General features: G+C 65.4%; 16 protein-coding genes. 9 read left to right on the top strand and 7 right to left on the bottom strand.

Annotation, left to right across the window (positions count from 1 at the left end; genetic code table 11):
• Nucleotides 1–84: 84 nt before the first annotated feature.
• From RTQ83_RS05965 to RTQ83_RS05955, 3 genes are read right to left on the bottom strand one after another with little or no spacing between them, the layout of a single operon-like run.
• The gene (locus tag RTQ83_RS05965; protein ID WP_312512106.1) at nt 85–1,557 is read right to left on the bottom strand and encodes an efflux transporter outer membrane subunit; all 1,473 of its coding nucleotides are present in this window, start codon (nt 1,555–1,557) and stop codon (nt 85–87) included.
• Nucleotides 1,558–1,594: 37 nt separating this feature from the next.
• Nucleotides 1,595–3,220, bottom strand: coding sequence for a DHA2 family efflux MFS transporter permease subunit (locus tag RTQ83_RS05960; protein WP_312512103.1), 1,626 nt, complete (start codon nt 3,218–3,220; stop codon nt 1,595–1,597).
• 9 nt (nt 3,221–3,229) lie between these two features.
• Complete coding sequence (locus RTQ83_RS05955) at nt 3,230–4,396, bottom strand: HlyD family secretion protein (RefSeq protein WP_312512100.1); 1,167 nt, start codon at nt 4,394–4,396, stop codon at nt 3,230–3,232.
• A gap of 126 nt (nt 4,397–4,522) precedes the next feature.
• Here RTQ83_RS05955 and RTQ83_RS05950 point away from each other — a divergent pair, with 126 nt between their 5' ends.
• Nucleotides 4,523–5,170, top strand: a complete 648-nt coding sequence (locus RTQ83_RS05950; protein ID WP_312512098.1) for a TetR/AcrR family transcriptional regulator — start codon at nt 4,523–4,525, stop codon at nt 5,168–5,170.
• Nucleotides 5,171–5,289: 119 nt separating this feature from the next.
• Nucleotides 5,290–5,475 carry a hypothetical protein gene (locus RTQ83_RS05945; protein WP_290416370.1) on the top strand — a complete coding sequence of 62 codons (186 nt, stop codon included), beginning with the start codon at nt 5,290–5,292 and terminating at the stop codon, nt 5,473–5,475.
• 65 nt (nt 5,476–5,540) lie between these two features.
• Here the strand turns inward: RTQ83_RS05945 and RTQ83_RS05940 are convergent, their stop codons facing one another.
• The 4 genes from RTQ83_RS05940 to aceE all read right to left on the bottom strand — a co-directional run bounded on the left by RTQ83_RS05940 (nt 5,541) and on the right by aceE (nt 12,341).
• The gene (locus RTQ83_RS05940) at nt 5,541–5,855 is read right to left on the bottom strand and encodes a hypothetical protein (RefSeq protein ID WP_312512088.1); all 315 of its coding nucleotides are present in this window, start codon (nt 5,853–5,855) and stop codon (nt 5,541–5,543) included.
• Between the two features lie 152 nt (nt 5,856–6,007).
• The gene (gene lpdA / locus RTQ83_RS05935; protein ID WP_312512086.1) at nt 6,008–7,885 is read right to left on the bottom strand and encodes a dihydrolipoyl dehydrogenase; all 1,878 of its coding nucleotides are present in this window, start codon (nt 7,883–7,885) and stop codon (nt 6,008–6,010) included.
• A gap of 13 nt (nt 7,886–7,898) precedes the next feature.
• Nucleotides 7,899–9,545: a dihydrolipoyllysine-residue acetyltransferase gene (aceF, locus tag RTQ83_RS05930; protein ID WP_312512084.1), complete on the bottom strand. Its 1,647-nt coding sequence runs from the start codon at nt 9,543–9,545 to the stop codon at nt 7,899–7,901.
• A gap of 84 nt (nt 9,546–9,629) precedes the next feature.
• Nucleotides 9,630–12,341 carry a pyruvate dehydrogenase (acetyl-transferring), homodimeric type gene (gene aceE / locus RTQ83_RS05925; protein WP_312512081.1) on the bottom strand — a complete coding sequence of 904 codons (2,712 nt, stop codon included), beginning with the start codon at nt 12,339–12,341 and terminating at the stop codon, nt 9,630–9,632.
• A 330-nt stretch (nt 12,342–12,671) separates the two neighbouring features.
• Here aceE and folD point away from each other — a divergent pair, with 330 nt between their 5' ends.
• From folD to RTQ83_RS05890, 7 genes are all read left to right on the top strand, one after another.
• Entirely contained in the window at nt 12,672–13,580 is a 909-nt protein-coding gene (gene folD, locus RTQ83_RS05920) for a bifunctional methylenetetrahydrofolate dehydrogenase/methenyltetrahydrofolate cyclohydrolase FolD (protein WP_312512079.1), read from the top strand.
• A 59-nt stretch (nt 13,581–13,639) separates the two neighbouring features.
• Entirely contained in the window at nt 13,640–15,745 is a 2,106-nt protein-coding gene (locus RTQ83_RS05915) for a M3 family metallopeptidase (protein WP_312512320.1), read from the top strand.
• A gap of 42 nt (nt 15,746–15,787) precedes the next feature.
• Nucleotides 15,788–16,213: a DNA polymerase III subunit chi gene (locus RTQ83_RS05910; RefSeq protein WP_312512077.1), complete on the top strand. Its 426-nt coding sequence runs from the start codon at nt 15,788–15,790 to the stop codon at nt 16,211–16,213.
• Nucleotides 16,210–16,686, top strand: coding sequence for a hypothetical protein (locus tag RTQ83_RS05905; protein ID WP_312512075.1), 477 nt, complete (start codon nt 16,210–16,212; stop codon nt 16,684–16,686). Before RTQ83_RS05910 ends, RTQ83_RS05905 begins: the two co-directional genes overlap by 4 nt.
• A gap of 156 nt (nt 16,687–16,842) precedes the next feature.
• Nucleotides 16,843–17,175: an H-NS histone family protein gene (locus RTQ83_RS05900; protein ID WP_312512073.1), complete on the top strand. Its 333-nt coding sequence runs from the start codon at nt 16,843–16,845 to the stop codon at nt 17,173–17,175.
• A 123-nt stretch (nt 17,176–17,298) separates the two neighbouring features.
• Nucleotides 17,299–19,440, top strand: coding sequence for an NHL repeat-containing protein (locus tag RTQ83_RS05895; RefSeq protein WP_312512070.1), 2,142 nt, complete (start codon nt 17,299–17,301; stop codon nt 19,438–19,440).
• A gap of 56 nt (nt 19,441–19,496) precedes the next feature.
• A complete protein-coding gene (locus RTQ83_RS05890) occupies nt 19,497–21,038 on the top strand; it encodes an FAD-dependent oxidoreductase (RefSeq protein ID WP_312512068.1) in 1,542 nt (513 codons plus the stop codon).
• The last annotated feature ends 43 nt before the right edge of the window (nt 21,039–21,081 follow it).

Below are 21,081 nucleotides of genomic sequence, written 5' to 3'. Positions count from 1 at the left end.
ACAACTATATCAGCTATCGATTAATGTTTCTGTCGGACAACTGCTCGTGAATATCAGCGATCTGTCCGATACATCAGCGCGCAATCACCGCACGGTCGCCAGTGCCGGCCCCTGCTCCCAGCCGCCGCCCAATGCCCGCGCCACCGCCACCGCCGCCAGCAGGCGCTGGGTACGGATCTGCGCCGCCGCGCGGTCCGCGCTCAGGGTGCTGCGCTGGGCGTCGGTCACATCCAGATAGGTTGACACGCCACGCTCGTAGCGTGCCTGCGCCACCAGCAGCGCGCGCGCCGCCGCTTCCTGCGACTGGGCCTGCACATCGCCCTGCTTCTGGCGCTGCTGCAGGTCGGACAGCGCATCCTCCACTTCGCGCAGGGCGGTCAGCAGGCGCGTCTCGTGGTTGGCGCGCGCCTCGTCGTAGCGCGCCTTGGCCAGGTCCAGGTTGGCGCGGTTGCGGCCACCGTCGAAGACCGGCAGCGACAACGCCAGCGGACCGGCCGAGAACTGGCGCGCACTGCCGCCGGCCAGGTTGCTCAGGCTTTCCGAGGCATAGCCGAAGTTGCCGGTCAGGGTAAGCGACGGATAGAAGGCGCCTTCGGCCACGCCGATCTGCGCATTGGCCGCCTTCAGCTGGGCCACGCTGGCGGCCAGGTCGGGCCGCCGGCCCACCAGGCTGGCCGGCAGGCCGACCGGAATCGCGGGCGGCAGCGGCAGTGATGCCGCCGCATCCTTGCTACCCTGCTGCGTGCCTGCGGTGGCGGCCAGCAGCGGCGCGCTCGGCGAGGCGCCGACCAGGGTTGCCAGCGCATGCTCGACCAGGTTGCGCTGGCGCTGCACCTCATGCAGGTCGGCTTCGGCGTTGGCGCGTTCGATGCGCGCACGCGAGACATCCAGCTCGTTCGACAGGCCGGCATTGAAGCGCGCTTCCACCAGCTGCTGCGATTCGCTGCGCGTGGCCAGCGCGTCCGTCAGGATCGCCAGCTCGGCGTCCAGCCCGCGCAGCTGCCAGTACGACGAAGCCACCTGGCCGGACAGCATCAAGAGCACGCCGTCGCGGTCGAACTGGGCTGCCAGTGCTTGCGCGTCACTCGCTTCCACCACACGGCGCACGCGGCCCCACAGGTCGAGTTCATACGACAGCGAAGCCGCCACGCTGTAGTTGTTGCCTTCGATCGAGCGCCCGCCCAGGGCCAGGCCCTGCGAGGTTTCGGCGGAGGTGCGCGCGTTCGACACGCCGGCGCCGACCGACACCGACGGCAGCTGGCCGGCACGCACGACGCCCAGTTGCGCCTGCGCCTGCAGCAGGCGCTGGGCCGCGGCCTGGACGTTCGGATTGTCGCGCAGCGCGCGTGTCTCGAGGCTGTCGAGGGTGGCGTCGCCAAACACGCTCCACCAGGCGGCCGGCAGGCGCGCGCTGTCGTTGCCGCTAATGGCAACGTGGCGGAACGCCGTATCCACCGGCGCAGCAGGCGCCTGGAAATCCGGGCCGAGCGTGGTGCAGCCGGCGGTCAGGGTACTGATGGCGACCGCGATCAGGGTCGATGCGAAAGGTTTGAACATAGTGATTTTCTTTTCCAAATTCGATATCAGTGACCGCTTAGTGACCACCGCCGCCGGCGCCGCCGGGCGACTTGACCTTGTCGGCCATCCAGATCGCGGCGATGCAGGCGATCAGGATCATGCCGATGATCCAGAAGCCGTCGTTGTAGGCCATCACATACGATTCGCGCCGCACCAGGCGGTCGACCACGGCCAGCGCCTGGTTGGCCGCCGTCGCCGGGTCCATGCCGCTGGCGATGAAGTTCTGGGTCAGGCCGTCCAGCCGTTCCTGGGTCGCCGGCGCATAGTTCGACACTGCTTCGCCCAGGCGCGCCGAGTGGAAGTGCTCGCGGTTGGTGAGCGAGGTCGCCAGCAGTGCGATGCCGATCGAGCCGCCCAGGTTGCGCGTCATGTTGAACAGGCTCGAGGCCGACGGCATCTGGCGCGGATTCAAACCTGACATCGCGAAGTTCGACAGGGTCAGCATCACGAACGGCTGGCCGATGGCGCGGATCACCTGGGTCCACAGCAGCTGGTCGTAGCCGGTGGTGGCGTCCATGTAGGCGTTCATCACGCACGAGATGCCGAACATGAACAGCCCGAAGCTGCACAGGATGCGATTGTCGACTTTCGACGACAGCGCCGCCGCGAACGGCATCACGATCAGCTGCGGCAATCCCATCCAGGCGATCACTTCGCCGATCTGCATCGGCGAGTAACCCGCGATCTGGCCCAGGTACAGCGGCAGCAGGTACGAGGAACCGTACAGGCCCATGCCGATCACCGCCGACAGCGCGGTCGCGACCAGGAAGTTGCGCTGGCCGTAGAGGCGCAGGTCGACGAACGGGTCGGGCCGCATGAAACTGAGCGTGATCCAGCCCAGCAAACCGATCAGCGACAGCGCGGCGAAGGTGACGATGAAGCTCGACTCGAACCAGTCCTTCGAATTGCCTTCTTCCAGGAAGATGGTCAGGCACGCCAGGCCCATCGCCATCATGGCGATGCCGAGCCAGTCGGCCTTCACCAGCGTTTTGAGGTCGGCCGTCTCCGGCGCCAGACCCCACCACATGCCGGCGATCAGCAGCACGCCCGGCACCCAGTTGATATAAAAGATCGACGGCCAGCCATACAACTCGGACAGATAGCCGCCCAGGGTCGGGCCCATGGCCGGCGCCAGCGTCGCGGTCAGGCCGAAGATGGCGAGACCCGTGGCGCGCTTGGAGGCCGGCAGGCGTGTGATCACCAGCGTCATCGCCATCGGGATCAGCGCGCCGCCGGTAAAGCCCTGCAGCATGCGGAACACGATCATGCTCTCCAGGCTCCAGGCCGCGCCGCACAGGGTCGAGAACAGCAGGAACAGCGAGGTGGTGCCGATCATGTAGTTGCGCACCCCGAAGGCGCGCGTGAACAGCGCGGTCAGCGGAATGACGACGATCTCGGCGCACAGGTAGGCGGTCGAGATCCACGAGCCTTCTTCCTGCGTGGCCGACAGCGTACCGAGGATGTCGCGCAGCGAGGAATTGGTGATCTGGATGTCGAGCACCGCCATGAAGGCGCCCAGCATGCCGGCGGCGACCGCGATCCAGGTGCGCGCGTCGACTTTGGCGCCATTCGCCGGCGCGCCGGTCACCGAGCGCAAATCGGCATCTCTACCGACAGCAGCGGGTTTGCTCAAGCTGGTCATGATCGGCTCTTAGCGTGCGGCTGCGGTCTGGGTCGACGCGGTCCTGCCTTCGGCCTTCTGATTCAGTTCGATCTCGGCCACCACCGACATGCCCGGCACCAGGCGGCCGGCGTACTTCTTCACGTCCTGCGGGTCGAGCGTGATCTTGACCGGCACGCGCTGCACGATCTTGGTGAAGTTGCCGGTCGCGTTATCGGCCGGCAGCAGCGCGAACTGGTTGCCCGAGGCCGGTGCGAAGCTGTCCACGCGGCCGACCAGGTGATGGTCAGGCAGCGCATCGACTTCCAGGCTCACCGCCTGTCCCGGCTGCAGGCCGGCGAGCTGGGTTTCCTTGAAGTTGGCGACCACCCACACATTGTCTTCGACCACCGCCAGCAGGGCCTGGCCCGGCTGCACGCGCGCGCCGACCTCGACGCTGCGGCGGCCGACGCGGCCGTCGGTCGGCGCCACGATGCGGTTGTAGCCGAGCTGCTGCCGGGCGTCCTTGAGCTGCGCCTGCAGCACCTTCACCTGCGCCTTGAGCACGTCGCGGCCCGCTTCGGCGGCGCCGATCTGGGCCTGCGCTGCAGTGGCGTTGTCGCGCCGTGCGGCGACGTCGGCGACGGCGCTGGCACGCGCGGCGCTCGATGCATCGACTTCCGACTTCGAGACCGCCTTCATGGTCTCGTTGTACAGCTGGCCGAAGCGCTCGGCATCCTGGCGCGCACGCACCAGCTGGGCCTCGGCCTGCTTGACCTGGGCGCCGGCGGCGGCGGCCTGGGCACGCACCTGCGCCAGCTGGGCATCGGCCTGGCCGACCTGCTGCTGCACGCTCAGGATCTGCGCTTCGATCTGCTCGATGCGCACGCGGTGGTCGGCCGGGTCCAGCTCGGCGATCACGTCGCCGGCCTTGACCATCTGGTTGTCCTCGACCAGCACCTTGGTCACCACGCCGGCGACGCGCGACGACACCTGGTGCACGCGGCCGGTGACGTAGGCGTTTTCGGTTTCGACGTAATGGTGGCTGCGATACCACATGCGCCCGCCGGCGCCGATCGCCACCAGCGCGATCAGGCCGACGATGGCCAGCACGCGCTTGTTGGGCGGAGCCTTTGGCGGCGTGTTGCCGGGGGCGCCTGCCGGTTGGGTCGCGGGTGCGGCGGGCGTCTGTCCTGCCGTGCTGTGCATCTCTGCCATGGATTGCTCCGGAGTGAAATTTGAGAGTTAAATGAAACGAATTCATCGCATTATTTGCCAAGCGGGAAGCAAAGTCAAGAAATGAAACGGTTGCATTTCATTTTGAATTCCACTACAGTCGGCGGCATGAGCACATCCCACCCATGCACCAAGTCCGCCGGGCGTCCCAAGGCGTCTGAAGTCGAAGCCCGCACCCAGGAATTGATCGAGGCGGCCGGCATGCTGTTCCTGAAAAACGGCTACACCAAGGTGAGCCTGGAAGCGATCGCACGCCAGGCGCGCGTGGCGGTGCGCACGATCTACGTCAAGTTCGGCGGCAAAGCCGGCCTTTTGCGAGCGGTGCTGGCGTCGCGCCGCGAACGCGTGCTCGACGGGCGCGTCATGGAAACCGACACCCGTCCGCTGCGGGTCGTGGTCGACGAGTTCGCCCGCTGTTTTCATGCCCTGCTGCGTTCGCCCGAATCGATGGCGATGCACCGCGTCGTGATTGCCGAGGCTGCCACCAATCCGGAGCTGGCGGAAGCGTTCTACGATGGCGGTCCGCGCCTGACCCGAGAGATGCTGGCACGCTATTTCGCTCGCCCCGACATCCGCGCCGAGTTGCGCGACGACGTGCCGCTGGAGCTGCTGCCGACGCACCTGATCGGCTGCATCAATGGCGACCCTATCGGCCGCTTTTTGTTCCCGGATACCGAACCCTGTAATGACGAAGCACAGCGCCAGCTTGCGGCGCGTCTCGAATTGTTCTATCGAAGCGTGCTCAAGCATCCATAGCATGCCGGGTCTGTGCGTCATCGCACGGACCGCCGATGCTCGACTGTGCCAACCTGTACTCCTTCACACAAGGGTGTCGTGAATACCAATAACAGCGGTGTACCGCGAGGAGAAATGAAATGAGCAAGTCGTCCCGATATGAATGGCGTGACCAGCAAGCGTCGCTGCAGGAGCGCATGAAGGGATTCATCGAGAATCCGAGTAACGAACAGCTTGAAGCAGTCGTCACCGAAATGCGCGCCTACGCCGCCGCCGCCAAATCCGGCGCCATCGATATTCCGGAGCGCTTCGTCAGCTTCGGCTGACCGCGCATCAACCAGCAAGCTGCCGTCCGGTGTGAACCGGGCGGCATTTTTTTTGCCTTGCCGGTTTACGTGGTCGACATCGGCACGGGGCGCGCCTGCTCTTCCACTTCGTGCACGCGCATCAGGAAGTGCTGCTTGCGCGGGGCGCGGTGACGTTCATGGGTTTCGCGCGTGAGCACTTCGACCCGGCGCGGACGCAAGGCGAGCTGGCGCGGATCGAGCCAGTCGGGCGTGTGGTCGATGAGCTGTTCGGCCAGGTGCTGGGCGATGGTGCCGGTCACGGTCGCGGGGACGCCGTGGATGGTGGTGCTGAGTTCGAACGCGCGGGACTGGGGCAATACGTAGACTGTGCCGACGTATTCGTGGGTGTGGTCGTCCATCGAAACCTCCGCTGCGGCGGGTGCCGCTGGTGGTTTTATGATAGACCATCGGTGGGTGGTGGCAAGTGGAATACGCGCTGCGTTTCCTTTTGCCTGCGCCCCAAAAACGTCATCCCCGTGCAGACGGGGATGACGGAGCTACTGCTACAGGCTTAACGCTTGCGCGGTGGCGGCAAGTCGGTGCAGACGCCTTCATACGCTTCGGCAGCCATACCGATCGACTCACCCAGCGTCGGGTGCGGGTGAATCGTCTTGCCGATGTCCACGCCATCCGCGCCCATCTCGATCGCTAGCGCGATCTCGCCGATCATGTCGCCGGCATTGGTGCCGACGATGGTGCCGCCGATGATGCGGTGCGTTTCTGCGTCGAACAGCAGCTTGGTGAAGCCTTCGTCGCGGCCGTTGGCGACTGCGCGGCCGCTGGCGTTCCACGGGAAGTGGCCCTTCTCGACCTTGATGCCCTTCTGCTTGGCTTCTTCTTCGGTCACGCCGACCCATGCCACTTCAGGATCGGTGTACGCCACCGACGGAATCACCTTGGCGTCGAAGTGCGTCTTCTTGTCCAGGGCTGCTTCTGCCGCGACGTGCGCCTCATGCACCGCCTTGTGCGCCAGCATCGGCTGGCCCACCAGGTCGCCGATGGCGAAAATGTGCGGCACGTTGGTGCGCATCTGGCTGTCGACGCCGATGAAGCCGCGGTCGGTCACCGCCACGCCGGCCTTGTCGGCAGCGATCTTCTTGCCGTTCGGGCTGCGGCCGACGGCCACCAGCACCAGGTCGTACACCTGCGGTTCCGGTGCGGCCACGCCTGCCTCGGCCGACTCGAACGTGACCTTGATCCCTTCCGCAAGCGCTTCCACGCCGACGGTCTTGGTTTTCAGCATGATGTTGTCGAAGCGGTGCGCGTTGAACTTCTGCCAGACCTTGACGGCCTCGCGGTCGGCGCCCTGCATCAGGCCATCCATCATCTCGACCACGTCGATGCGCGAACCCAGCGTCGAGTACACCGTCGCCATTTCGAGGCCGATGATGCCGCCGCCGATGACCAGCATGCGCTTCGGTACCTGGCGCAGTTCCAGCGCGCCGGTGGAATCGACGATGCGCGGATCTTCCGGCACGAATGGCAGCTTCACCACCGACGAACCGGCGGCGATGATCGCCTTCTTGAAGCCGACGACTTTTTTCGCGCCGTCAGGACCGGTGACTTCGATGTGGTTCGGGCTGAGGAACTGGCCCACGCCCTGCACCACATTGACCTTGCGCGCCTTGGCCATGAAGGCCAGGCCGCCGGTCATCTTCTTGATCACGCCGTCCTTGTGCGCGCGCAGCTTGTCGATGTCGACCTGCGGCTTGGCAAACGACACGCCCAGATCGGCCATGTGCGCGGTTTCATCCATGATGTGCGCCACGTGCAGCAGCGCCTTGGATGGAATGCAGCCCACGTTCAGGCACACGCCGCCCAGGGTCGCGTACTTCTCGATCAGGACCGTGTTCATGCCCAGGTCCGCTGCGCGGAAGGCGGCCGAGTAGCCGCCAGGGCCGGCGCCCAGCACCATCATCTCGCATTCGATGTCGACCTGGCCGCTGTAGCTCGACGCGTTCGGGGCCGGGGTCGCATCTTTCGGTGCGGCCGGCGCCGGGTGCGCAGGAGCGTACGAGTCGGTCGGGCCGGCGGCGGCGGTCGGCGCCACGGCTTGCGCGCCGATCTGCGCGGCAGGCTTGTCGCTGGCGCCCGATGGCGCTGGGGCGGCAGGGGCAGCTGCAGGAGCAGCAGCAGGAGCAGCAGCAGCGGCACCCTCTTCCACCAGCAACAACAGCGAACCTTCGCCGATCTTGTCGCCGACCTTGACCTTCACTTCCTTGATGGTGCCGGCGTGGGTCGACGGGATCTCCATGCTCGCCTTGTCCGATTCCACGGTGATCAGGGACTGGTCGACCTTGATCGTGTCGCCGGCCTTGACCATCAGCTCGATCACTTCGACTTCCTTGAAGTCGCCGATATTCGGGACTTTCACTTCAACAGTGCTCATCTATGCGCTCCAATCACAGAAGGGTCTTGCGCAGGTCGGCCAGCACTTCGGCCAGGTAGGCGGCGAAGCGCGCGGCACCGGCGCCGTCGATCACGCGGTGGTCGTACGACAGCGACAGCGGCAGCATCAGGCGCGGCTGGAAGCTCGAACCGTCCCACACCGGCTTCATCGCCGACTTGGACAGGCCCAGGATCGCCAGTTCCGGTGCATTGATGATCGGCGTGAACGCGGTACCACCGATGCCGCCCAGCGACGAGATGGTGAAGGTCGCGCCCTGCATCGCGGTCGGCGGCAGCTTGCCGTCGCGCGCCTGTGCCGACAGCTCGCCCATCTCAAGAGCGATCTGCGAGATGGTCTTCTTGTCCGCATCCTTCACCACCGGGACCACCAGGCCGTTCGGGGTGTCGGCGGCGAAGCCGATGTTGTAGTACTGCTTGGTGATCAAGGCAGCGCCGTCTTCCGACAGCGACGCATTAAATTGCGGGAACTTCTTCAGCGCGGCGACGCTGGCCTTGATCACGAAGGCCAGCATGGTCAGCTTGACGGCCGACTTCTGCTTGGCCAGCGACGCGTTCGAATCGACGCGGAACTGTTCAAGGTCGGTCACGTCGGCTTCGTCGAAGTGGGTGACGTGCGGGATCATGACCCAGTTGCGGTGCAGGTTCGCGCCCGAGATCTTCTTGATGCGCGACAGCGGCACGGTTTCGGTCGGACCGAACTTCGAGAAGTCGAGCGACGGCCATGGCAGCAGGTTGATGCCGCCGATGCCTGCACCCGATCCGCCGGCGGCTGCAGGAGCTGCAGCCGGCGCGGCCATCACGCCTTTGACGAAGTTCTGCACGTCCTGCTGGGTGATGCGGCCTTTCGGACCGGTGCCCGGCACGCGGCCCAGGTCGACGCCCAGTTCGCGCGCGAACTTGCGGATCGATGGCGAAGCGTGGGCTTTCGAGCCGGTGGCGCCTTGTGCGGCCGGTGCCGGTGCTGGTGCAGCGGCAGGCGCCGGTGCCGGTGCCGATGCTTGCGCAGGTGCTGCGGCAGGAGCCGGTGCGGCGGCAGCTGGAGCGCTTGCAGGCGCGCCGCCGGTCGCTTCAACGATCAGCACCAGCGAGCCCTTGGCGACCTTGTCGCCGACCTTCACTTTCAGTTCCTTGACCACGCCGGCATGGCTCGACGGGATTTCCATGCTGGCCTTGTCCGATTCGACCGTGATCAGCGACTGGTCGACCTTGATGGTGTCGCCCGGCTTGACCATCAGTTCGATGACTTCGACTTCCTTGAAGTCGCCGATGTCCGGCACGGTGACTTCGACGATGCCGCCCGATGCGGCAGGGGCAGCTGCTGGCGCTTCAGCAGGAGCTGGAGCAGGTGCAGCGGCTGCAGGAGCCGGTGCTGGAGCAGCAGCAGGTGCTTCAGCGGCGCCGCCTGCTTCTTCGAGCAGCAGCACCAGCGAACCTTCGGCAACCTTGTCGCCGACCTTGATCTTGATTTCTTTGACGACGCCGGCATGGCTCGATGGGATTTCCATGCTTGCCTTGTCGGATTCGACGGTCACCAGCGACTGATCGACCTTGATCGTATCGCCCGGCTTGACCATCAGTTCGATGACTTCGACTTCCTTGAAGTCGCCGATATCGGGGACTTTGACTTCCACAATGCTCATAGTGTTAGCTCCAAATTTTTTATTTGTTGGCCTGAAGACCGCCGCCCTCGCATAGCGCAAGAGCGGCGGTTCACCAGAGCATGTTTACTGGGTCACCGGATTCGGCTTGTTCGCATCGATGCCGTACTTGGCGATCGCCTGCGACACGATGGCACGGTCGATCTTGCCTTCGTCGGCCAGCGCGCGCAGCGCGGCAACCGTCACGTAGTAGCGGTTCACCTCGAAGAACTCGCGCAGCTTGACGCGCGAATCCGAGCGGCCGAAGCCGTCGGTGCCCAGCACTTTATAGGTGCGGTCCTTCGGCATGAAGGCGCGGATCTGTTCGGCGAACATGCGCATGTAGTCGGTGGTGGCGACGATCGGGCCGCTGGTGTTCTGCAGCAGCGAGGTCACGTACGGCACGCGCTGTTCGCTTTCCGGGTTGACCATGTTCCAGCGCTCGCAATCCTGGCCATCGCGCGCCAGCAGCGTCAGCGAAGGGGCCGACCACACGTCCGCATCGACGTTCCAGTCGTTCTTCAGCAGTTCTGCCGCGAAGATCGATTCGCGCAGGATGGTGCCGCAACCGATCAGCTGCACGCGCGGTGCGCTGGTGTTCGCACCTTCGTAGGCGGCGCCCGGCTGCAGCAGGTACATGCCCTTCAGGATGCCCTCTTCCTGGCCGGCCTTCAGGCCCGGCTGCGCGTAGTTCTCGTTCATGATGGTGATGTAGTAGAACACGTCTTCCTGTTCTTCCACCATGCGGCGCAGGCCGTCCTGGATGATGACGGCGACTTCGTGGCCGAAGCTCGGGTCGTACGGCAGGCAGTTCGGCACGGTGGCGGCGATCACGTGGCTGTGGCCATCTTCGTGCTGCAGGCCTTCGCCGTTCAGCGTGGTGCGGCCGGCGGTGCCGCCCATCAGGAAGCCGCGCGCACGGATGTCGCCCGCCAGCCAGACCAGGTCACCGACGCGCTGCATGCCGAACATCGAGTAGAAGGTGTAGAACGGGATCATGGTGCGGTTGTTCGACGAGTACGACGTCGCCGCTGCGATCCACGAGCTCATGCCGCCCGCTTCGTTGATGCCTTCTTGCAGGATCTGGCCTGCCTTGTCTTCACGGTAGTACATCACCTGGTCGCGGTCGACCGGCTCGTACAACTGGCCCTGCTGGTTGAAGATGCCGATCTGGCGGAACAGGCCTTCCATGCCGAAGGTACGCGATTCGTCGACCAGGATCGGCACGATGCGCTGGCCGATGCTTTCGTCTTTCAGCAGGCTGGTGATCACGCGCACGTACGACTGGGTGGTCGAGATTTCGCGGCCTTCCGCGGTCGGCTCGAGCACGCCCTTGAACGATTCGAGCTTTGGTACCACCAGCTGCTCGTCGGCCTTTTCGCGGCGCTGCGGCAGGTAGCCGCCCAGGGCCTTGCGGCGCTCGTGCAGGTACTGCATTTCAGGCGCGTCGTCGGCCGGCTTGAAGAACGGGATGTCGGCCAGCTGGTCGTCCGGAATCGCGATATTGAAGCGGTCGCGCATGTCGCGGATCGCCTGGTCATCGAGCTTCTTGGTCTGGTGCGCGGTGTTGCGCGCCTCGCCCGACTTGCCCATGCCGAAGCCCTTGACGGTCTTCACCAGCAGCACGGTCGGCGAACCCTTGTTCTCTTGCGCGTTCTTGAAGGCGGCGTAGATCTTGTGCGGATCGTGGCCGCCGCGGGTCAGGCGCCAGATGTCGTCGTCGCTCATCTTCGAGACCATCTCGAGCAGCTTCGGATGCTTGCCGAAGAAGTGCTTGCGCACGTAGGCGCCGTCCTTGGCCTTGTAGTTCTGGTATTCGCCGTCGACGGTTTCCATCATCACGCGCTGCAGGATGCCTTCCTTGTCCTGCGACAGCAGCGGATCCCACTGCGAGCCCCAGATGACTTTAACGACGTTCCAGCCGGCGCCGCGGAAGTCGGCTTCCAGTTCCTGGATGATCTTGCCGTTGCCGCGCACCGGGCCGTCCAGGCGCTGCAGGTTGCAGTTGACGACCATGACCAGGTTGTCCAGCTGCTCGCGCGCGGCCATGCCGATCGCGCCCATCGATTCCGGTTCGTCCATCTCGCCGTCGCCGCAGAAGACCCAGACCTTGCGGTTGTCGGTCTTGGCGATGCCGCGTGCATGCAGGTACTTCAGGAAGCGCGCCTGGTAGATCGCCATCAGTGGGCCCAGGCCCATCGACACGGTCGGGAACTGCCAGAAGTCCGGCATCAGTTTCGGGTGCGGGTACGACGACAGGCCCTTGCCATCGACTTCGCGGCGGAAGTTGAGCAGCTGTTCTTCGGTCAGGCGGCCTTCGAGGAAGGCGCGCGCGTAGATGCCGGGCGACGAGTGGCCCTGGATGTACAGCAGGTCGCCGCCGTGGTCTTCGGTCGGAGCGTGCCAGAAGTGGTTGAAGCCGGTGCCCAGCATATTGGCCAGCGAGGCGAACGACGAGATGTGGCCGCCGAGGTCGCCGTCGGCGCGGTTGGCCTTGACGACCATCGCCATCGCGTTCCAGCGCATCCACGAGCGCAGGCGCTCTTCGTATTCGAGGTTGCCCGGGCTGTTCTGGTTCAGGTGCGCGGGAATCGTGTTGACGTACGCGGTGTTGCTCGAGAACGGGACGTGGGCGCCACGGCGGCGCGCCAGGTCGACCAGGCGCTCCATCAGGTAGTGGGCGCGCTCGGTGCCTTCGTGTTCGATCACCGCTTCCAGCGCGTCGAGCCATTCCTTGGTTTCGATGGCATCCGGATCGTTGGCGGCTTGCGCGGTCAACTGGTCGAGTTGAGCTGACATGTTATGCGTCTCCTAGAGTGGTGCGCCCCATCCGATCCCTGCGCAGGCTGGCGGCGATTGATGAAAATTCAGACTATCTTTTTAGATAAACCCATGGATTATACGGGTGGATTTTTGCATTTTCAAATTACGATATGCCATTTCACAATATAAAATCCTATGCTGCAAGTGCACAATTTTCATAGGAGAAACTCTGCACTTTCGAGCAGCGGCTATCGTATAACGAAGCGTTCAGTTAGCGGCGTTTTGGCGGCGATTTAGTCGATCAACTAAGGGGATTGGGTGCGCGCGCCGTATAATTCGCTTTTTGCCCAGCGACGAGCCTTCACCATGCCAGCACAAACGATCGACGGAGTCCTCCTTTCCCAACAACTGCGCGCCGACATCGCCGCGCGCGCCGCCAAACTCACGGCCGCCGGCAAGCAGCCGGGCCTGGCGGTGATCCTGGTCGGCGAAGACCCGGCCAGCCACGTTTATGTGCGCAACAAGGTGAAGGCCTGCGGCGACGTCGGTTTCCACTCGGTGCTGGAAAAATACGAGGCCGACCTGCTTGAGTCGGCCCTGCTCGATCGCATTGCAGCATTGAATGCCGACCCGGCGATCCACGGCATTTTGGTGCAAATGCCGCTGCCGAAGCACATCGACCCGAGCAAGGTGATCGAAGCGATCGCCACCTCGAAGGACGTGGACGGCTACTCGGTGCTGTCGGCCGGCGAACTGGTCGCCAACCTGCCGGGCTTCCGCCCCTGCACCCCATACGGCTGCATGAAGCTGATCGAAACCACCGGCGTCGACCTGCGCGGCAAGCACGCGGTGGTGATCGGCCGCTCGAACACGGTCGGCAAACCGATGGCCTTGCTGCTCTTGCAAGCCAATGCCACCGTCACCATCTGCCATAGCGCAACGCCGGACCTGGGCTACCACACCCGCCAGGCCGACGTGGTCGTGGCCGCCGTCGGCCGCCGCAATACCTTGAGCGCCGACATGGTCAAGCCGGGCGCGATCGTGATCGACGTCGGCATGAACCGCGACGATGCGGGCAAGCTGTGCGGCGACGTCGATTTCGCGGGCGTGGCCGAAGTGGCTTCGCACATCACGCCGGTGCCGGGTGGCGTCGGTCCAATGACGATCACGATGCTGTTGATGAATACCGTGGAATCCGCCGAGCGCGTGCACAAGAGCGGCCAGGCTGCGCCGGACCAGGCATCGGGCATGGAGCCGAAGGCCGGCGTGGCCTGAACCGGCACCGGCGGGTTGGCCTCGGCGTACCAATGATTAACGATTTTTGAAGGAACATGATGACGACCGCTACCAACCCCCTGCTCGACAATCCGCTGCTCGACTTCGGCGACCTGCCGCGCTTCGACGCGATCAAGCCCGAGCACGTTACGCCGGCCATCGAACAGCTGATCGCCGACGCCAACGCCATCGTCGCCCAACTGGAGGCGCCGATCGACAACGTCACCTGGGACACCCTGGCGCCGCTCGACGACGCCAGCGAGCGCCTGGGCCGCGCCTGGGGCGTGATCGGTCACCTGAACCACGTGATGGACACGCCCGAGCTGCGCGCCGTCTACAACGAAAACCAGCCGAAGGTGGTCGAGTTCTCGACCTCGATCGGCCAGAACGAAGCGCTGTTCGCCAAATACAAGGCACTGCGCGACGGCCCGGCTTACGAGTCGCTGAGCCCGACCCGCAAGCGCATCGTCGAAAACGCCCTGCGCGACTTCCGCCTGGGCGGCGCCGAGCTGCCGGAAGATAAAAAGGCGCGCTTCGCCGAAATCCAGGAACAGCAGTCGCAACTCTCGACCCGCTTCTCGGAAAACGTGCTGGATGCGACCAACGACTACAAGCTGCTGGTCGAGAACGAAGCCGACCTGGCCGGCCTGCCCGACGACGCCAAGCAGGCCGCCAAAGCCGCCGCTGAACGCGACGGCAAGACCGGCTACCAGTTCACCCTGCACTTCCCGTCCTACTACCCGGTACTGCAGTTCTGCGATAACCGCTCCCTGCGCGAAACGCTGTACCGCGCCAGCGCCACCAAGGCCTCGGACACCGGCGTGATGTTCAGCGACCTGGCCAAGTGGGATAACTCGTCGAACATCGTCAACCTGCTCAAGCTGCGCAACGAAGAAGCCAAGCTGCTCGATTACGGCAGCTTCGCCGACGTCTCGCTGGTGGCCAAGATGGCGCAGAGCCCGCAGCACGTGATCGAATTCCTGGAAGACCTGGCGCGCCGCGCCCGCCCGTTCGCCGAGAAAGACCTGGCCGAGCTGCGCGCCTTCGCGCGCGAGCAGTTGGGCATCGACGACATGCAATCCTGGGACGTGGCCTACGCCTCGGAAAAGCTGCGCGAACAGCGCTACGCCTTCTCGGCCCAGGAAGTGAAGGAATACTTCCCCGAGCCGAAAGTGGTCGAAGGCCTGTTCGGCGTGATCCAGAACCTGTTCGGCGTAAGTATCCGCCTGGATGACGCGCCAGTCTGGCACCCGGACGTGCGTTTTTATCGCATCGAGCGCGACGGCCAGCTGGTCGGCCAGTTCTACCTCGACCTGTACGCGCGTCCCGGCAAGGCGCAAGGCGCGTGGATGGACGATGCGCGCGGCCGCCGCGTGCTCGGCGGCGGCACGGTGCAGACCCCGGTCGCCTACCTGGTCTGCAACTTCACGCCGCCGGCAACCGTGGACGGCAAGCTGCAGCCGTCGCTGTTCACGCACGATGAAGTCACGACCCTGTTCCACGAATTCGGCCACGGCCTGCACCACATGCTGACCGAAGTCGAAGAACTGCCGGTATCGGGCATCTCGGGCGTGGAATGGGATGCGGTGGAGCTGCCGTCGCAGTTCATGGAAAACTTCTGCTGGGAGTGGGACAAACTGCAGCAGATGACCGCCCACGTCAAAACGGGCGAGCCGCTGCCGCGCGCACTGTACGACAAGATGCTGGCGGCGAAGAACTTCCAGTCCGGGATGCAGACCCTGCGCCAGGTCGAGTTCTCGCTGATCGACATGCACCTGCACTACGATTTCGACGCCCATAACCAGCACGTGCAAGAGCTGATCGACGACGTGCGCCGCAACTTTGCGGTGATCACGCCGCCCGAGTTCAACCGCTTCCTGCACTCGTTCAGCCACATCTTCGCGGGCGGCTACGCGGCCGGCTACTACAGCTACAAGTGGGCCGAAGTGCTGTCGGCCGACGCCTATGCCGCCTTCGAAGAAGCCACGGCGGACGGCGGCGACCTGCTCGAGACCGGCCGCCGCTTCCAGCGCGAGATCCTGTCGGTGGGCGGCTCGCGTCCGGCGCTAGATTCGTTCAAGGCCTTCCGCGGCCGCGAGCCGTCGATCGACGCGCTGCTGCGCCATAGCGGCATGAGCACCGACGGCGCCGGCGCCCACGCCTGATGTACCGGGAGGGCTGCGGCCCTCCCTCTTTTTATTTGAACCATGACCCGGATCGACTTTCACACCAATATCCCCGACAAGCTGGCCTACGCCTGCCGTTTGGCGCGCAAGGCGTATGCGGCGCGCGCCAAGGTCGTGGTGCTGACCGAGAATGCGGCGCAGGCCGAGGAATTGAATGCCTCGCTGTGGACCGTGTCGGATCTCGATTTCATTCCGCACGTGCTGGCCGGCGATCCGCTGGCGCCGCAAACGCCGATCGTGATCACCTGCGATGAATCGGCCGAAGTGCCGCACCACGAAATGCTGGTGAATCTCACGCGCCGCACGCCGGCCAATTTCACGCAATTCGCGCGCGTGTTCGAGATTATCTCGGTCGACGAAGAAGACGCCGCCGAAGGCCGCAAACGCTACGTCGCGTATAAAAAACAATCTTACCCATTGACCCATTTCGTGGCAGGCCAGTCATGAACCAAGATCCCGCTTTCGATGCGAGCATTCCGGTATTGACCGAGGTGGTTACCGAGGTGGCAAGCGATGAGGTGAACCCACCTGCGGCGAATGAATCGTTAGCCGGCGAATCGCCAGCGCCCGAGAAGGCGGCGGGCGAATCGAATGCGGCACCGGTCCTTGCGGACAGCACCGGCAGCGCGCCCGGCGCCGACCTCGGCGAACAGATGGAACGGCGCGCCATCGACCGCTGGAGCGGCGAGCAGTGGAGCGTGATGGAGCGGCGCGTCACCAACCGCATCCTGCAGCAGCTGCAGGGCCGCGTCGATTTCGTGCTGGAGCAGCGCCTGCGCGAAGGCATCCATGAAGCAGTCGAACGCGCGCTGGGCGGCCTGGCCGACGAGCTCCGCCTCGGCCTGCAGGACACGCTGGGCGAGGTCGTCAGCCGCGCCGTATCCCAAGAAATTGCCCACCTTCAAACCCTGGGCAAATAAAAACCGGATTTCCCATAAAACCACAGCGATTCACCGCGCTAAATACCCTGCGCACGATTGTCATTCATTATTAACCATTAAATAGTAAAATCCTTTTCGCGGTTACGCAGCAATGCGGTTTCCTTGAAACGATCCACCCATAAAGGATGATTAATAATGGCAAATATCGATCTGTCGGGCTACAACCTCGCTGAGCTGAAAGGTCTTCAATTCGACATCGAAAAAGAGATCAAAAACCGCCAGCACCAGGATGTAAAAAAAGCGCGCGAGCAAATTCTCGAGATCGCTCAGAAAATGGGGATTTCGGTCGATGAATTGATCGCCAAGGGCGGCAGTGGCAAATCCAAAAAATCCACCGGCGCCAAGGTCAATCCGCAATACCACAATCCAGCCGACAATTCCCAGACCTGGACCGGCCGCGGCCGTCAACCGAAATGGGTTGCCGAGGCTCTGTCCAAGGGCAAATCGCTGGACGACCTGCGCATTTAAGCTGTTCCCCTGCGCGCCGCCGCGACGCGAGTCCGGCGGCAAGCACTTGCTCTACTTCCTTCAGCGCTTCAAACCGGTTTCATCGGCTAAGATTGCAGCCTCAGCAATCCTACGGCCGTCTCAGTGAAACGCACAACCCTCATCGCCGCCCTGGCGGGCGCAGCCGTCGTCATCGCCGGCATCGCCGTCATCTACACCGACACCATCGAACCGCAGCCGGGCAGTCCTCTGGCCGTGTTGACCCCGGCCGTGACCAAGACCACCCCATTCTGGCCGGCACGCATCCATCCGCTGGCCGGCGACGGCCAGGACGGCGCACTCGACGGCGCAGCCGGCGCCAACCGCTTCAGCGACCCGTACGGCGTCGCCATCGGCCCGCGCGGCATCGTCTACGTGGCCGATGGCGGCGAGGCCAACCGCATCCGCACCATTGCCCCGGACGGCACGGTCGCCACCCTGGCCGGCGGCAGCGAAGGTTTTACTGATGGCCAAGGCAGCGCTGCCGCCTTCCACACCCCGTCCGCCGTCGCGCTCGACCATGAAGGCAACCTGTTCGTGGCCGACACCGGCAACCACGCGATCCGCAGGGTCGCGCCCGACGGTAGCGTCACCACGCTGGCTGGCAACGGCAGCCCCGGCTACCTGGACGGCGTCGGCCGCGCCGCCCAGTTCAACGGCCCGGTCGGCATCGCGGTCGACGCCGCCGGCATCGTCTACGTGGCCGACACCTACAACGACCGCATCCGCCGCATCGCCAGGGACGGCAGCGTCACCACGCTGGCCGGCAGCGGCGTGCCCGCCCTGTTCGACGGCCCGGCCATGCAATCCGCCTTCGATACCCCGAGCGCACTGGCCGTCAGCCTGGACGGCACGCTGTACGTGGCCGACACCGGCAACCATGCCATCCGCCGCATCATTGCCGACGGCACGGTCGACACGGTGGCAATGCCGGTCGAAGGCGAACGCCGTCCGCCGCTGCGCCGCCCGACCGGCGTCGCCGTCACGCGCGACGGCTACCTGTACATCGCCGCCAGTTCGGGCGGCCGCATCCTGCAGCGCACGCCGGAAGGCGAATACCGCCCTCTGCTCGATGCCGACCGCCCGGCCGCGCCCGACGGCTTCGGCAGCGACGGCACGGTGCAGCTGACCGCGCCGCGCGGCATCGCCGTCAACCGCGACGGCAGCCTGGTGGTGGCCGACGCCAACGCCCACCGCGTGCTGCGCCTGGCCCCGCCGCGCAAGGGCGAGGCGATGCCGGTGCTGGCGCGCCCGGCGCTGCCCAGGCGCAGCGAGCCGATGCCATGGCCGGTGGGCCCGCAGAACACCGTGCACGAGGTGGTCGGCGTGATGGGCGAGGTGCGCGGCGCCTACAACGGCGACGCGCGCGACCATTTCCACGCCGGCCTCGACGTGCGCGCCGACGTCGGCTCGAAGGTGCTGGCGGTGTTCGCATCGAAGGTCACCGATCCGTTCGCCAACTGGGGTTTCAATACCCTGAGCGAAGGCCTGACCGTAGGCCCGCTGTCGTACATCCACATGCGCGTCGGCCGCGATCCGCAGGGCCGCGCGCTCGATCCGCGCTTCCAGATCCTGCGCGACGCCAAAAACAAGGCCGAGCGCGTGCGCGTGCCGCGCGGCACCCGCTTCGCCGTCGGCGACGCGCTCGGCACCATCAACGCCATGGCCCACGTCCACCTCGACTACTACCAGGGCGGCACGGTGGTCAATCCGCTGACGCTGCCGTTCGTCGGCTTTACCGACACGGTGCCGCCGACCATCCAGCGCATTGCCCTGTACGACAGTGCCGGCAAGCGCATCACGGCGAAGAAGGGCCAGCCGCTGCGGGTGGCGCGCACGCTGGGCGAGCTGCAGGTGGTGGTCAATGCCTATGACCAGGTCAACGGCAACCTGGCGCGGCGCAAGCTAGGCCTGTACAAGCTGGGCTACCAGCTGCTGCGCGCCGACGGCTCCGCCCTGCCCGGCTATGAGCAGCCGCTGATCACCCAGGTGTACGACCGCCTGCCGCGCAATCCCGATGCAGTGAAGGCTGTGTATGCGCCAACCAGCGGCATCACGGTGTACGGCAGCGCCTCGACCCAGTTCGACTACGCGCTCCACAACCGCATGCGCGACGGCGAGATCGAGACCGGCGCCTGGAAGATCGACACGCTGGAACCGGGCAGCTACACGCTGCGCATCTATGCGGCCGACTACTCGGGCCAGGTGGCGCAAAACGGACGCGACCTGGCCTTCGTGGTCGAATAAGCCCGGCCGGGAACCAATCCGCCGCCCCGGCATCTAGAAACAGAGGGGGTGGCGCCATGGACAAGGTCGACGTACTCATCGCCGGCGCGGGGCCAACCGGGCTGGTGCTGGCCCTGTGGCTGGCGCACCAGGGCATCAAGGTCGCGATCGTCGACAAGGCGGCCGAACCCGGCACCACCTCGCGCGCGATGGCGGTGCAGGCGCGCACGCTGGAACTGTACCGCCAGCTCGGCCTGGCCGACGAGACGGTCGCCGCCGGCAAGCGCAACGATGCGATCAACCTGTGGGTGCGCGGCAAGCGCAAGGCCCACCTGCCGCTGCGCTCGGCCGGCGCGCGGCTCACGCCCTATCCCTTCATCCTGGTCTATCCGCAAGACCGCCACGAGCAGCTCCTGATCCGCCACCTCGAGCTGGCCGGGGTGCGGGTCCAGCGCCCGGTCGAACTCGTCGCTTTCGACGACCGCGACGACTACGTGCTGGCACGCCTGCGCGACCCGGACGGCAGCGAGCGCGAATGCGAGGCGCGCTTCCTGGCCGGCTGCGACGGCGCCCGTTCGGTGGTGCGCAACCAGCTCGGCGCCGGCTTCGCGGGCGGCACCTACGAGCACGTGTTCTATGTGGCCGACGTCGATGCGCGCGGGCCGGCCGCGGACGGCGAAGTGCACCTGTCGCTCGAGACCGCCGACTTCGTGATCCTGCTGCCCTATACGGATAGCGGCCGCGCGCGCCTGGTCGGCACCATCCGCGAACGTTCGCCCGAACAGCGCGCGCACGGCCCGGCCAGCTGGACCTTCGACGACGTCGCCCACCGCGCCCTGACCAGTCTCGGCATCGAGGTCGACACCGTGCACTGGTTCTCGGCCTACCGCGTGCACCATCGGATCACGAACCACTACCGCAGCGGCCAGGTATTCCTGGTCGGCGACGCCGCCCACGTGCACAGCCCGGCCGGCGGCCAGGGCATGAACACCGGCATCGGCGACGCCGTCAACCTGGCCTGGAAGCTGGCCGCCGTGGTGCGGCGCGAAGCGCCCGACAGCCTGCTCGACAGCTACGAGAGCGAGCGCATCGCCTTTGCACGCAAGCTGGTCGACACCACCGACCGCATGTTCACCTTCATCACCGCCGAGGGCAACCTGGCCGACTTCGTGCGCATCCACATCGCGCCGCTGTTCGCCACCGTCGCCTATGGCATCGACGCGGTGCGCGAGCTGCTGTTCCGAATCATCTCGCAGATCACGATCAGCTACCACGACAGCCCCCTGAGCGTGGGCGGCACGGGGGCGATCAAGGCCGGCGACCGGCTGCCGTGGGTGCGCACGGACGATGGCGCCGACAACCACGCGCCGCTGGAGCGCATCGACTGGCAGGTGCAGGCTTATGGCACCGCCGGCGACGCCCTGCGCACCTGGTGCGATCTGCACGGGATGCCCCTGCGTGAATACGCCTGGAGCGCGGGCTACGAGGAAGCCGGCTTCATGCGCAACGCCCACTACCTGTTGCGGCCCGACGGCCACGTCGCGCTGTGCGATCCGAGCGCCGGGCCGGACGCCATCGTGCGCTACTTCCGCGACCGCGCCTACCGGCGTTTTGCCTGACGACCGCGATTATCCCGTCCGCATGCGATGTGGTCACGATCTA

It is taken from the genome of Massilia sp., assembly GCF_031995545.1.
Taxonomy (GTDB): Bacteria; Pseudomonadota; Gammaproteobacteria; order Burkholderiales; family Burkholderiaceae_D; genus Telluria.
Note: the sequence above shows the minus strand (reverse complement) of the source record. Positions and strands in the feature narration are given on the sequence as shown.